Below are 14375 nucleotides of genomic sequence, written 5' to 3'. Positions count from 1 at the left end.
GTTATTGTGCAGCACTGCTTGCCACGCTGACTTTTGCCGTGCAGAACGAGGTAACGAAATTTGTGCCGCTGGGCCGTTCGGATGCTATAGAGAGGAGCGCACCTCCAGTGCCGGAGGAGAAAAGGCGGGGTCTGGCGTGTCGGTGGCGCTCAAGGTAACGGTTTTTGTGCAATGCGCGTGGTGAATGGGCGATACCGCTTTCTATACCTGCGCACGGTAACGGTTTTTGTGCTGGTAGCGCGAGCTCGTAGATAAGGCGGAAAGGTTAGAAGCACAAAAATCGTTACTCCACCCACTGCGAGTGCTTTCGCAGGAATATCTCACGCCGGGATTGCACAAAAACCGTGACCTTGCGAGTCTGGCGCACGTCGCGCAGTCGGTACTAACGGCCGGATAATGCGGTCTGCACAAAATACTCGATGTATAAGCGTGCGACGGATTGCGCGGCCACGAGCAAGTGCAAAAAAAATGAGTATCCCGACAGGATGTGCCTCCAACGGCTCCAGCGGTCTTGCTGCTTTTACTGGCATTTCGGCATAGGAAGTGATCCACGAAGCTGATATAGGCCATTTTGGCGAGCAATTTTTCGCAGAACGTCCTCAACGAGTGGGTTTTCATACACTTTTGCTGTACTCTACGCTTTATCCAAATTCTGATAAAAAGCGTATTAATGGCGAAAACTATCGAATTGCCGTCGATCGATCGACGTGTGGATCTTTCCGCGATCACTCAATTTGCCGAAGAGGCTGGCCGTTTGTCCGAAGAGCTTCGGGAAATGATGCTGGCGCCGCGGCCGCGAAAGATGGCGCCCACATTTACGTCTGCGCAGGTCGCAGAGCTTTGCGGCATTGACCGCATCAAATTGAACAACCTGCTCGCCACCCGCGAAGGTTTGCCGCAAGGCGTGGCACAGGGATCCGGGCGAAGCCGTGTTTTCACGCTGCCGGAAGCGAGAACGTGGGTCCAGCAGGTTTCCGATATCTATCAGACGCCCCTCCACACGGGCGTGCGCGACGCGGACGGCAAGGTCATTCTTGTCGCGAATTTCAAGGGTGGTTCGACGAAAACGACCACGACGATGTGTCTCGCACAGGGCCTGACTTTGCGTGGTCGCAAGGTCCTGCTTATCGACCTCGATCCGCAGGCGTCATTGACGGAGCTCTGCGGGCTGTATGCCGAAAAGGAAGTGACCGAGGACAGCACGGTCTTGCCGTTCATCTATGACCCTCATATGGAAGGCGGTCTGCTGAATTTTGTGCAGGAAACGTACTGGGACGGGCTCGATGTCATTCCGGCGCACCCCACGCTGTTCTCTGCGGAGTTCCATATTCCGGGCACTGTAATAAAAAACCCGGGATTCAAGTTCTGGGATCTGCTGCGCCAGGGTGTAGAGACGTTGCGTAAGCAATACGATTACATCATCCTCGACACGGCCCCTTCGCTTTCTTATCTCACCATCAACGCCCTCATGGCCGCCGACGCGATGGTCATGCCGCTTGTGCCCGAGAGCCTGGATTTCATCAGTTCGGTTTCGTTTTGGAGCCTCTTCTCGGATCTCGCGCACACGATCATGGAACGCGGTGACGAAAAGACCTACGACTTCGTATCCGTTTTGCTGTCGAAGGTGGACTACGGGAAGACGTCGTCAGCGCCTGTTGTTCGCTCCTGGGTTCAGCGGACCTACAAGGACTGGGTGAATGCTCTCGAAGTGCCGGCGAGTTCCGCAATGAGTAACGGCGCGCTGGCGATGGCGACCGTATTCGATATCAGCAAAGGCGATCTCGCCGACAAGACGGTCGCGCGCGTACGGCAGCCGCTGACCGACTATGTGCGATGGATCGACGATCTCTACGTGGAGCAATGGAGGGCCGGCAAGTGAGTTCATTCCGCGACAAAATGGCGGCGAAGACTGCCGAGCTAGGCTCCTCGTCCGAGCGGCCGGCACCCGAGCGGCCTGCTGCCGTCGCTCCGGCCGAACCGCGCCGCAGCAGTGCGTTCAAGACCGGACCGGGAATGCTGGGTGCGTTGGCGGTTGCGCAACAGCGCATTCAAGAACTGGAGAATACGAGCGACAAACTCATGTTGCCAGTAAGCGCGATTCAGCCCAACCCGTGGCAACCGCGCAAGATTTTCAGTGACGAGGGTCTTGCCTCTCTGGCTGAATCGATCCGGGAGGTCGGACTTGTCGAACCGATCGTCGTTCGGCGGGCGGAGAACGGCTATCAGCTGATCGCGGGTGAACGACGTCTACGCGCGCACGCTCTGATTCAGGCCAAGGAAATTCGCGCGTCCGTCATTGAATGCTCTGATCAAGACATGGCGGTCCTGGCGTTGGTGGAAAACGTCGGCCGCGAAGACCTGACCGATTACGAGATTGGACAGTCGCTGCGTCGTGCCGAGCGCGAGTTTCCTACGCGCAAGCGCATGGCGGAGGCGCTCGGTATGTCGCGCAAAGGTCTGTACCGCTTTCTGGCCTTCGAAAATCTTCCCGATTTCATCCGGAGAGACCTCGATCTGAATCCGCGGTTGCTCGGCGGCTCTGCGGCCGACGAAGTGGTCTCCGCGATCAAAAAGTACGGTTCGACGGGTCTTTCGGCGGCGCGCGAATTGTGGCCGGCTGTTGTGGACCGAACGCTGGATCAGGGGAAACTGGCAGCGGCAATCGGAGCGCAAGCGAGCCGGGGCGAATCGACCGAGAGCGTTTCGGAGCGCAGTATTGAGAAAATCTTTTCGGGCAAGAGTCACGCCGGGAGTATCACGAAAGATACCCACAGTTTCACCGTCAAGCTCAAGACAGGCGTGCTATCGGATGCCCAGGAGACGCAGATTCGGGAACTGATAAGTCAACTGTTCAACGTGAAGCCCGGTTGAGGCTGTCGTGAGGTGTTGGACTGGGAGGAGAGCCCGCTTCGGCGGGCTTTTTCTTTCTATGTGTCGTGCCTTTGCGGTGTGTCGAGTCGACACACCGGGTGCTGCGGATGCGATTGCGCGAAGTTGTCTGTGTGTCGATTCGACACACGATAGCCAGCTACCGCTAGTCGCGGCACAGGCGAAGTCCGTTTAGCCACGACCGCTGGTTCGAAGACTACGTAGTCCTTTGCCGAGCGCGCTTGATTTTGGTAAGCGGGTTCTACTAGCAACGGGTACGAAGATTGGAGTGGGGCGGCTTGGAGAACTCTGAGTCCTGTTTCATATCGCTAGTTGGTGTGTCGAGTCGACACACCAACGTCGAACTCTCCGCTATCACTAACTCACGTTGAACGTATCGCTTCTCGACGAACTTGCTGGTTCGCTCGCCCATTTTGGGTTACCCGAGAAAAGTTGTTGACCTTCGGATTCCCGGGACTACCGCCGCAGCAATGGGTGCGCTCGATCCCGAGCCGGGGTCCGGCGATCGAGCCTCGTCTGATCCAGGGCCACCAGCGCGGAGTTTGATTTCCCACGCCACCGGGAGCATAAATATGGCTGCGCGTCATGCAGTCTTCCGCGCTGCCAGTCATATGCGGCAGTGTCTGCGTTCATGCGATTTACCGTTAAACCTCGCGTGCTGTTCCGCAGTGCCGAAGTCCGATTGGATATGCGGCCCACACTCGCCTCCGTACAAACCCCTCGTATCTCCGCCAGCGTCATTGGCGTGTTGCCTCCCGCATCGTCCGAACGTCATTGCAAGTGCAGCGCGTGCTGGCCGTGGCTGCCTGATGCTATGTCATATGCGAAAGACGTAGTCTTCTGGAAGACGATTGATGAACCGTCCGGAATCAGAGTTGCCCCTTGGGCTGCGAAGAGTAGGAGGCAGCGGCAGTTCTTATACGGACCGGCCTGGCTTAGCCGCCTGCTTGCCGATGACCGTCGCGCATGGCTTTAGTGTTTTAATCAATCTGCGGCAATCGGTATGAATGCAACTAACAGAATGTTGGTGCTCGTCCTAACGCTCGATTCCCATACCGGTAAAAGGGCTGCGCAATCGAAAAAATTACCGTGCATACCCAAATCGGCTCTAAGAATACTCTCGACTGTCCGTGAAACATTTCTCTCACCTTGGAGAAACTCACGAAAGCCTTATCCAACAGTGCCTTGAAGCCGAAAGCAAACTCAATTCTAGTAGTTGTTTCACGGACCTATCCCGTCTCCGACCCCGAAGTGCTCCTCGAACTATCCTCAACGAGCTAAAGCACCTCAACCAATATCATCCGTATATTTCGATACGTATTTTGTAGTTTTTGTTTTCCGGACGCGAACTCCAGCGCGAGCCATGAAATCGGAGCGTCGCTCGCATCACCCCAACGTGTTCAGCGCCTTCGCCAGTACTGCACGCACGTGTGTACCCGGCCTTATGCTCCAGCAGCGCAGGGAACACCTGCGTGAGATGTTTGTACGCAACGAATCTCGCTGATCCTGTTAAGCGGCATGAAGAACAGCACGTTCGCGTCGACCACCTCAAGTGCGTTGCGCCGGTCGGTATTGGCGAGAAGCGGAACCTGCACGTTTGTGATACGGCCGGACCATCCGCTCGACGAGCAGATTCGAGCGTGCGCCTTCCTCCGTTGCCGCCGTCGCGAAGAAAAGACCGACGCCCGGCTCGTCGAATACGCTGTCGATGTCGATTTCGAGCGCGTGTTCCACGCGATCACGCGCCCCGAGGGGTGACCTACGTGATGCCGCCGTCGCCTCGATCATTGGCGCAATGCGTTCCGTGATCTGCTCAACCACCGCTTCCCATAGCGTCTCCTTGGAGCCGAAATGATGCGCGAGCAGCGCCGCATCGACGCCGGACTATCGAGCGATCTCGCGCACGCTCGTGGCGTCATAGCCGCGCTTCGCGAACATTTTGCGCGCGTTGCGCAACAGCTTTTCGGGACCCACCGAGGCGCCTTGTGCTGGCCGTCCGCGCGCTTCGTCGCAGGCGCCGTGTGCGGAGCGGCAGCGCTTTTTGTGCGCGTCAACAGATCGGAAGGCGGAGAAGGGCTGGTGGAGTGCAACTCGCGCTCTCACTCGACACAAGTCATTGCACAATCGCGCCGCGCACGCGTCGCGTCGAGCGCCGACTCGTGTTCGGCGATTTTCTGCGGCACCGCCTCACGCAGGAATGCGAAGAGCGCTTTGATTTTCGCGTCCAGATACTGAAGCGAGGCGTAGAGCGCGCAAATATTGTGCGGTACCGTGTGCCCGTCGGGGAGGACGTGAACCAGGCTGTCTTCGGAATGCCTTGCAACGCGGTCGATACCGGCAGCAAGCCGATAACCATGCCCGTCCGGGCGGCCTGCGCAAGCGCCTCCGCCATGTTGACCGTAAGCGGCGCAGCCTTCGTTGTCCGAAACGATTCCGAAGCGGTGTCATCGAACAGCCATTGTGCCGCGGACATGTCTTGCAGATTGAACTGGAGGCAGGTGTGGTGCTCGAGATCCGCGAGTGCGCGCGGGGTGCCGTGCCGCATCAGATAGCCTGGCGACGCGCACAGCACAGAGCGCGTGAATCCGACGCGCTGCGAAACGAGCGACGAATCCTTCAGGTTCTGCACGCAGACGATCGCCACGTCGAGCTTTTCTTCGAGCAGGTCGGGCGTACGCTGCGAGAGTACGAGGTCGACGCAGACGTCGTCGAATTGCGCCGTGTATTGCGCGAGCAGCGGCGTGAGGTAATGCTGGCCAAAGCTAGCTGTGGCGTGAATGCGCAGCCTCCCTGCGGGCTGCGCGCTCGCGCCCATTGTCCCGGCGTCGGCCAGTTCGACCTGGTTGAGAATGGGCTCGCAATGGGCGAGATAGCGCCGGCCTGCGTCGGTCAACGAAATCTGGCGCGTGGTGCGATTGAACAGCCGCGTCTGCAAATTGGCTTCGGGCTCCATGATCGCGCGCGATCCAGCGGCGGTGCTCAGCGATGCACGCGTGGCGGTCGTGGCAAATCCCCCCGCTTGCGCAACGCTCACGAACATTCTCATGCTGCCCGGTTTGTCCATCCAATGCTTGTCGCTTCCGGGGGCAATGTGCCGTCTCTTGCGTGATGCGCGAAAGGGGGCGTATTGCGAGTTGAGGGCGCGTTGCCGCGCCCGAGAATCCTGCGGCGGATATCAATAGCAATAGCCGATAAATTAATTCCACAGCGTGCCAGGCGACCGTGTCAAAGCAGGCTGGCGCTCCGTGCCTCGCGTCGTGCCCGGCAGCGAAGGCATTGCGCCTTCCGTGCCCATCTCATCGAATCGATGTGCGTCGATTAAAATTGAGCCGCATTGTTGTTCCGCACTATTGGGCCCCCAACCGGCAGGCGCGTTGCGCGATGCGGTAATCGCCCTATCGCCCTATCTCCCGAGCGCCTGGCCATACAAGAAAGGACACGTCGTGAAGTTCATCCACGCGGCAGACATTCACCTCGACAGCCCGTTACATGGCCTGAGCGCCTATCCCGACGCGCCTGCCGTGCAGTTGCGCAATGCCACGCGCGACGCGTTGCGTCTGCTCGTCGATCGCGCGATCGAAGAAGACGTGGCGTTCGTCGTCATTGCCGGCGACCTTTACGATGGCGACTGGAAGGATCACAACACCGGCATTTTCTTCGGTCAGCAGATGGGGCGTTTGCGCAAGGCAGGAATTCGGGTCTTTGCGCTGTGGGGCAACCACGACGCGGAAAGCGAAATGACGAAGAAGCTCACGTTGCCGGATAACGTGGTGGTATTCAGCCATCGCAAGCCCGAAACGCACAGGCTGGACCACCTCAAGGTGGCGTTGCACGGACAGAGCTTCAAGGACAAGGCCGTAGTCGAGAATCTCGCCGTCGGTTACCCGCCGCCGGTTTCCGGTTACTACAACGTCGGCGTGCTGCACACCGCGCTCGAAGGCTATGCCGCGCACGCGAGCTACGCGCCGTGTACGCGCGCCGAGTTGTACGCGAAAGGCTACGACTACTGGGCGCTCGGCCACGTGCACGAATTCCAGCAGTGGTCGGAACAGTCGACTATCGTGTTTCCGGGCAATCTTCAGGGGCGGCACATACGGGAAACCGGCCGCCGTGGCGCAGTGCTCGTGACGGTGGAAGGCGCACGCACCGAGGTCGAGCGTCTCTACTTCGATGTGCTGCGCTGGGAGTCGGTGCGCGTCGATGCGAGCGACTGCCTGAGCGTTGCGGATCTATCGCGCAAGATCGGGGCGTCGCTCGAAGCGCTGCTTTCCGTCGATCCGCATGTGCCGCGCGCAGTGCGCGTGACGGTGACCGGCAAGTCGCCGGCGCATGGACTCTTTTTCGGGCGCGCCACGCAATTGCGCGCGGAGGTGCTCAACCAGATCGGCATCATCGGCAACGACAGGCTCTGGCTGGAAAAGGTCAAGCTCGAGACCGCCGCCGCCGATACGGCCGCCGCGCAAAACGAACAGCTCGAAGCGCTTGCCGATCTCAGGCAGATTCTCGAAGCAGCGACGCAGGACCCCGAATTCCTCACGCTGCTCGAACGCGATTTGCGCGCCTTCGTCGGCAAGGTACGCAGCGAAGTGAAAGAAGACGCGCCGCTGCTCGAACTTGCCCGCGAAGGCAAACTCGCGACGCTGGTGGAGCAGGTCGGTCCCGCGCTGCTTGCGCGCCTTTCCACGGGAGAATGATTCGTGCGTCTCAAGCAACTCGATTTGATCAAATACGGCAAGTTCACGGATGCGACCTTGCCGTTTGCCAGTGCGGAGCATGACTTTCACGTGATCGTGGGACCGAACGAAGCGGGCAAGTCCACGGTGCGTACCGCCGTGTCGGAGCTGTTGTTCGGCATGCGCCTGCAAACGCCGCTCGATTTTCTGCACGGCACGCCTGAATTGCGCATTGGCGGCGTGCTGGAAAACGGCGTGAACGAGTTGCGGTTTCACCGCGCGCGGGGCCGCAATTCACTGCGCACGCCGCAGGACGGCAAACTGCCCGACGACTTTCTCGCCGCATTCCTCGATGGCGCGAGCAAAGAGTTCTTCGAACAGATGTTCGGCCTCGATCACGCGCGGCTCGTCGAAGGCGGCCGCAGCATTCTCGACGCGTCGGACAAGCTCGGCCAGGTGCTGTTCGAATCGGCCGCAGGCGTAGGCAGTCTCGGGCCCGTGCGAGAAGAACTGGAAAATCGCGCGACCGAACTCTGGGCGCCCCGGCGCAGCGGTAGTGCGTATGCACAAGCAGAAACCGCGTTCACGGAGGCGACGGCCGAACTCAAGGCGGCGCAAGTGCGCACGCGCGACTGGGTCGAAAAAAAGGAAGCGCTCGAATCGGTCGAGCAGGCGATCGCGCGCCTGCGTGCCGAACAGCGGGGTCTCGAATCGCAACGCTCGAAGCTGGAGCGGGTGCGTCGGCTGGCGCCGTATCTCGAGGAGCTGTCGTTCAAGCAAAACGCACTGGCCGCGCTTGGCGATGTCGTCGATTTGCCGCCCACCGCATATGCCGATCTGCTGAAGGCGCAAGCCGACATCGCCGCCGAGCGCAAGGTGCAGGAAGCGCGCCAAGCCGATCTTGCCGCCAGGGAAGCATCACGCGATGCGATCGAGCCTGATTGCGCGGCGCTCGCGCTCGCCGCCGAAATCGACGTGCTCGCTGATTTGCGTGGGGAGTGCATCAATCATCCGCGCGAACTGCTGGTGCGGGAAACGGAGATCCGGAGTCATCTCGACGCGGCGTTTGCGGCGGCCGCCCAGCTAGGCTGGCCCACAGAGGAGACGGAATTGCGCGCGGCGCTGCCCGGCGCGCTGGCACTAAAGACCGTGACGAATCTGCTGCGCGATCACGGCGTGCGCGAGCAGGCGCTGACGAGCGCACGCGAAGCGCGCGACGAACAGGCGCGCCGGCTCGCCCAACTGCGGGACGAGTTGACGCGCTTGCCCGGCATCGAGGTGCCGCATGCTCTGCATGGGGCGCTCGACAATGCGCGCGAGTTCCGTAACAGCGCGGCGAAGGAAAGCGCGCTGGAACGCGAACTTGCGGACGCGCAACGCGCGCTCGAAGAAAAGCTCGAACAGCTAGGGCAATGGCGCAAGCCGGTGCACGTGTTGCGCGCGCTCGACGTGCCTTCCGCGACGCGCCTTGCCGCGCTTCAAAAAGAAGAGAACGCATGCGCAAGCGCGTTGACCGCGGCGCGCGAAGCGGCCGCCGCGGCGCAAGAGGAAGCCGGGCGCCTCGAACTGCAGGAAAGGCATTTCACGCAGGGCAACAAAGTCGTCACTACCGCACAGGTTCAGGCAGCGCGTACGCGCCGCGATAGCGCGTGGGATGAAGTCAAGCAGGCGCGCGTGAGCCTCGCGGACGGTGCGCCCCTCGTCGACGATGCGATCCGCCTTGCCGACGAGCTAGTCGACGCGCAACTCGGCACCTCGCAGGCCGCGGCCACATTGCAGAACCTGCGTCAGCAACTCGAAGCGGCGCGGGCGAACGCTCGGCGCAAGCTTGCCGCGCTGAACGAGCGTGAGCAGGAGCGCGAAAATTTTCAGGCGGCATGGACGCACACCGCCAACGCCGCGCAGTTGCCAGGCATGCCTTTCGCGGACATGGGCGCGTGGCTCGCGGGTCGCGAAGCCGTGCTTGCGGCGCAGAGCGAGCGCGACCGGCGCGCGGGCGAGCTCGACGAGCGCCGTGCCGCACGCACCGCCGCGCACGCGGCGCTGCTCGAAGCATTGCGTGCGGTTTCCAGTGCAAATGAAGGCGACGTATTGATGACGCTGATCGGCGCGGCCGAAAACTTCGAGCTGTCGGCGCAGAAAAGCGCCGTGCAACGCGAAAGTTTGCAGTCGCAATTGCGCGACGCCGAACGCGCGCACGAATCCGCTCAATCCAGGTTGGCGATTGAGCAGGAGGCCTACGAAAAGTGGCAGACGCAGTGGCGCGATGCGCTCGCGCAAGCGAATCTCGGCGCGCGCGCCGCAACGCTCGCGGCGGCGGAAGGTGCCGTGGAACTGGCCAATTCCATTGCGGCTGCGTTCGCGGACGCCGAAGCGCCGCGCAATCGCATGCGTGCGATCCACGCGCAATTGCAGGCGCTCGAAGCTGACGCGCGGCGCCTCGCCGAGGCGCTGGCACCCGAATACCTCGCGTCGAGCGACGGGATCGACGTGGCACGCCAACTCACGGAGCGGCTTGCTCGCGCACGCGAAACGGCGAAATCGTTCGCCCAGGCCGAGGCCGACTTGCAGGTCGCGCGTACGCGCGTGGCGGATGCGGTTGCCGCAGTGGCGGGCGCGCAGGCGCGCATCGAACCCATCCTGAAGCTTGCGGGCGTGAATGACATCGATGCGGCGTTGCCGCTTGCCGAGCGCTCCGATGCGCGCCGCGCGTTGTCGAACGCGATTTCGGCGGCGCGCGACACGCTCGTGCGCGAAGGCGACGGCCTTTCGCAGGAAGCCATCGCGGCGGAAATCGCGGAGCAGCCTATTACCGAGGTGCCGGCACTGCTCGAAACCGTGAAGCAGCAACTCGAGGCGCACGGCCGAGCGCTGAGCGAAAAATTGCAGCAACAGGTCAGCGCCGCCCAGTCGTTCGACGCGGTTAACGGCCAGGCCAACGCGGCGCTTGCGGAGGCGAAGCGCCAGGAAGCGCTGAGCGCAATGGGCGAAGCCGCGGAACAGTATCTCGAAGCCGCGACCGCAAGCCGCCTGCTCAAATGGGCAACGGACCGCTATCGCGACCAGAAGCAGGGGCCGATGCTGCGTCGCGCGGGAGAAATATTCAGTGGACTTACGCTTGGCGAATTTGCGCGCCTCGTGGTCGATACGGAGCGCAATCCGCCCGCGTTGCATGCGCGTCGCGGCAACGGAAAAACGGTGGAAGTGAGCGGACTGAGCGAAGGCACGCGCGACCAGCTTTTTCTCGCGCTGCGCATCGCGGCGCTCGAATTGCAACTGGCGAGCAAGGCGGCGTTGCCATTCGTCGCCGACGACCTGTTCATCAATTTCGACGACGAACGCGCCAGGGCCGGTTTCTTCGCGTTACGTGACCTCTCCGTGAAAACCCAGGTCTTGTTTCTCACGCACCACGATCACCTTTTGCCGCTGATTCGCGAGGTATTTGGCACACAGGTCAATGTCGTCGAATTGCAGCGCGCGCAGGCACCGGCATAGTGCGGAAATGTCCGGTGCGAATGTTGCGTAATGTAAATTTGAAGGCGATGTTTGGACTGCAATCCACCTTTTGGTCCGCAAACGTACTTTTCAGCGCAATTCAATCGTTTAAAATTGCCAGCGTGTGTGATTTGACTTCATAATTGCCCTATCTTTCGCGACGCCCGCACGGACGAGATCGCATTTCGATCTCCCAACGATGTTTGAAGGGCGTCCGTAAAAAACCGTGAATAAGGAGATTTGAATGGTCACTCTGGATGCAATTCAATCGAAGATCGCAAAGCTGCAAAAGCAGGCCGAATCGATCGTGGAAAAACAGACGTCGGTCGGACTCACGAAAATTCGCGATCTGATGGCAAGGCATGGTCTGAGCCTGGCCGACATCGAGCGCTTTATCGGCAAGAAACGTGGCCGCAAGCCGGGCGCGGGTGCCAGGACCGCAACGAAGCGCGCGGTTGTAGCGAAATACGCCGACCCGAAAACGGGCGCGACGTGGACCGGCCGCGGCCGTGCGCCGGCCTGGATTCGCGACGTGAAAGACCGTTCGAAATTCCTGGTCGACGGCAGCGCGGCGAATGGTTCGGCAGGTGCTAAAACCGCAGGCCGCAAGGTCGCAGCGAAGGCGGCACGGAAAACGCGCGCCAATTCGGCAGCGGTGAACAAGGCCGCAACGAAGCGGGCGAAGGCAGCGCCCGCGAAGAAAGCCGCGCCCGCAAAAAAAGCGGCACGCAGATCGGCTGGTCGAAACGTCGCCGCAAAGCAGCCACAAGCCGCAGCACCTGCTTAAAAGAATCGTTTAAGCGGGCATTACTCGCGAACAGGTGGCCGCGCCGGCGCTTAGACGCCCGCGGCCACTTTTACATGCGCGGCGCGAAAATACTCGCGCCCATTTCCCTATTTCCCTACGATGTCCGGCCTCTCCCTTTCCTCGGGCCTTCTCGCGCCCCATTTACAGTCGCTCGACGCGCTTCAACTATTCGGCATTGCGCTTGCGCTCGTATTGGGCGGCATGGTGAAGGGCGTGACCGGCATCGGCGTGCCGCTTGTGGCGATGCCTATCGTTACGCATTTCCTGCCGGTCAAGGAAGCGGTGCTGCTGCTCTCCATGCCGATCATTCTCGGCAATATTCCGCAAGCGCTGGAAGGCGGCGAAATGCTGCCTACCTTGCGCAATATCGCCGCGCCGTTAATCGGCACGGTAATTGGCAACGTGCTCGGAGTGTCGGTGCTGCTCGCGCTGGAGCCGCATCACGCCCAGGCGGCTTCGGGCGTGGCGTTGATCGTGGCGGCTGTGCTGCTGCTCGTTTCTCCGCGCTTCACGCTCTCGCCGGCACTCGCGAGGCCCGTGGGCTTCGCGCTCGGCTTCGGCGCGGCGCTCATGGAAAGCATCGCCGCGGTGCCCGGGCCGTTGCTCGCCATGTATCTGATTGCATCGGGCGCGACGGGCCGCGCCTTTACCAAGCAGATCGCGATCATACTCGTCGTGTCGGTCGTCACGCTCATCACGACGTTCAGCCACGGCGCGCACGCCAACCTCATCGACCTCGCGATTTCGGGGGCCGCGAGCGTACCCGCGATTGTGGGCATGCTGCTCATTCGCCCGCTGCGCGACAACCTGCATCCGCTTGCGTTTCGTGTTGTCGTGCTCGTGTGCGTGCTGGCCGCGGCAGCACAGATGATTGTCAAGTCACACGTGCTGTTCTGACGGTCGCGCCGCACGCCCGCGCTCAATGGCTGATGGTCTCGAGCGGCAGCCCGCGCGTGACAGGTCCGAGCAGGATCATCACGATGCCCACGAGCATCGAGGCGCCGATGAATACCGCAACGCCAGGCACACCGTAATGATGTAGCAGGATGCCGATCGCGAGCCCCGCAAACGCGGCGGCAATGCGGCTCCACGAATACACGAATCCCACTGCCCGCGCCCGGACGCGCGTGGGATAGAGTTCGGCCTGATAGCCGTGATAGGCATACGACATCACGTTGGAAGCAAGCGTGAAGAGCACGCCCAGCGCGATCAGGAGCCATGGCTGCGAAGCCTGCGCGAATAGCGTGATGACGATGGCCATGATCAGCAGGCCGCCGACGATCTGCGTCTTGCGTTCGACTTTGTCCGCGAACCAGACGCCGAGCAGCGGCCCGAACGGATTGGCGATCGCAATCACGAAGGCGTAGGCGAGACTCTGTGTGATGTGAACGCCGCGGGCGATCAGCAGCGTCGGCACCCATGCGGCGAAGCCGTAAAAGCCGATGACCTGCGCCATGTTGAAAATCGACAGAATGACCGTGCGCCGCAAATAAGGCGGACGCAGCACTTCGCCAAGCGACCCGCGCCCGCCTTTTTCCAGCGCGAGCGGGCCGAGCGGCGGCAAGGGCGTGCCCGTTTCAGCGGCTACGCGGCGCTCGATATCGGCCACGATTCGTTCCGCTTCGTCCACGCGCCCGTTGCGCGCGAGCCAGCGCGGGCTCTCCGGAATGCTACGGCGCAGGAACCACACCACGATCGCGCCGATCGAGCCGATGAGGATCACCACGCGCCAGTAGTCGAGGCCGACAGGATGCGTATCCTTGAGTATATAAGCGAGAAACGCGACCACGGGCACGACGCTGAACGTGATGAACTGGTTGACCGCATAGGCGCGCCCGCGCTCGCAGCCCGGAATCAGCTCGGAGATATATGTGTCGATGGTCACGAGCTCGATGCCGATGCCGATTCCAGCGACGAAGCGCCAGATATTGAGAGTCTGCCCGCTGGTCTGGAATGCCATGATGGCCGTGCAGACGATGTACCAGATCAGCGACCAGGTGAAGATGATGCGCCGCCCGAAGCGGTCGGCCACCTGACCGAACGCGAGCGCGCCGACCCACAGGCCGGCGAACGTCGAGAACACGAAGGTGCCGAAGCCGGCTACCTTGAGCGGCCCGAGCGCCGAAAAGAAGCCGAGCGACTCCGGCGTGAAGAGCCCCGAATGCACCATGCCGGGCGCGACATAGCCGGTGAAAAACAGGTCGTAGAACTCGAATACTCCGCCGAGCGAAAGCAGAATTACCATCGACCAGACCGTGCGTGATGGCGGCAGCCGGTCGAGGCGGGCGGCAATTTCCGCCGACTTTTCAATAGACATCGCGACCTCTTTACATTTTGAAAGCGTGTAGGGGACAAGTTGCGCGTGCATCGATGAAATGGCATGCGTAGTGCGCGCGACGTATGCCGATGCCGATACAGGTCATAGCACGCACTTTATTGATGCCGCGACGGGGAGACACCTGGTTGAAACCCAAATGCGTTGTGCTTGTGGCAACGTTTTTCAGGCGACG

8 protein-coding genes and 1 pseudogene are annotated in these 14375 nt (G+C 61.2%); 6 read left to right on the top strand and 3 right to left on the bottom strand.

Annotated features, from left to right (window positions below):
- Nucleotides 1-670: 670 nt before the first annotated feature.
- Complete coding sequence (locus tag BLU17_RS03645) at nt 671-1879, top strand: AAA family ATPase (protein WP_091994551.1); 1209 nt, start codon at nt 671-673, stop codon at nt 1877-1879.
- A complete protein-coding gene (locus tag BLU17_RS03640) occupies nt 1876-2871 on the top strand; it encodes a ParB/RepB/Spo0J family partition protein (protein WP_091995067.1) in 996 nt (331 codons plus the stop codon). Before BLU17_RS03645 ends, BLU17_RS03640 begins: the two co-directional genes overlap by 4 nt.
- Before the next feature lie 1444 nt (nt 2872-4315).
- Here BLU17_RS03640 and BLU17_RS03635 read toward each other — a convergent pair.
- Together BLU17_RS03635 and BLU17_RS03630 are read right to left on the bottom strand one after the other, a co-directional pair.
- A pseudogene (locus tag BLU17_RS03635) lies at nt 4316-4863 on the bottom strand (TetR/AcrR family transcriptional regulator); the annotation flags it as partial.
- 139 nt (nt 4864-5002) lie between these two features.
- A complete protein-coding gene (locus BLU17_RS03630) occupies nt 5003-5923 on the bottom strand; it encodes a LysR family transcriptional regulator (protein ID WP_176928906.1) in 921 nt (306 codons plus the stop codon).
- 409 nt (nt 5924-6332) lie between these two features.
- Here BLU17_RS03630 and BLU17_RS03625 point away from each other — a divergent pair, with 409 nt between their 5' ends.
- From BLU17_RS03625 to BLU17_RS03610, 4 genes are all read left to right on the top strand, one after another.
- On the top strand, nt 6333-7583 hold the full coding sequence (locus BLU17_RS03625; protein WP_091995064.1) for a metallophosphoesterase family protein: 1251 nt from the start codon (nt 6333-6335) through the stop codon (nt 7581-7583).
- Between the two features lie 3 nt (nt 7584-7586).
- The gene (locus tag BLU17_RS03620) at nt 7587-11057 is read left to right on the top strand and encodes an ATP-binding protein (RefSeq protein WP_091994546.1); all 3471 of its coding nucleotides are present in this window, start codon (nt 7587-7589) and stop codon (nt 11055-11057) included.
- A gap of 244 nt (nt 11058-11301) precedes the next feature.
- Nucleotides 11302-11844, top strand: a complete 543-nt coding sequence (locus BLU17_RS03615; protein WP_091994543.1) for an H-NS histone family protein — start codon at nt 11302-11304, stop codon at nt 11842-11844.
- A gap of 120 nt (nt 11845-11964) precedes the next feature.
- Nucleotides 11965-12762 (top strand): sulfite exporter TauE/SafE family protein, encoded by a 798-nt coding sequence (locus tag BLU17_RS03610; protein ID WP_091994540.1) that lies wholly within the window; start codon nt 11965-11967, stop codon nt 12760-12762.
- 22 nt (nt 12763-12784) lie between these two features.
- Here the strand turns inward: BLU17_RS03610 and BLU17_RS03605 are convergent, their stop codons facing one another.
- On the bottom strand, nt 12785-14110 hold the full coding sequence (locus BLU17_RS03605; protein ID WP_425434061.1) for an MFS transporter: 1326 nt from the start codon (nt 14108-14110) through the stop codon (nt 12785-12787).
- Nucleotides 14111-14375 lie beyond the last annotated feature (265 nt).

Origin of the sequence: Paraburkholderia lycopersici (assembly GCF_900096975.1) — a bacterium.
Lineage (GTDB): Bacteria > Pseudomonadota > Gammaproteobacteria > Burkholderiales > Burkholderiaceae > Paraburkholderia > Paraburkholderia lycopersici.
This window is presented reverse-complemented; position numbering and strand designations above follow the sequence as displayed.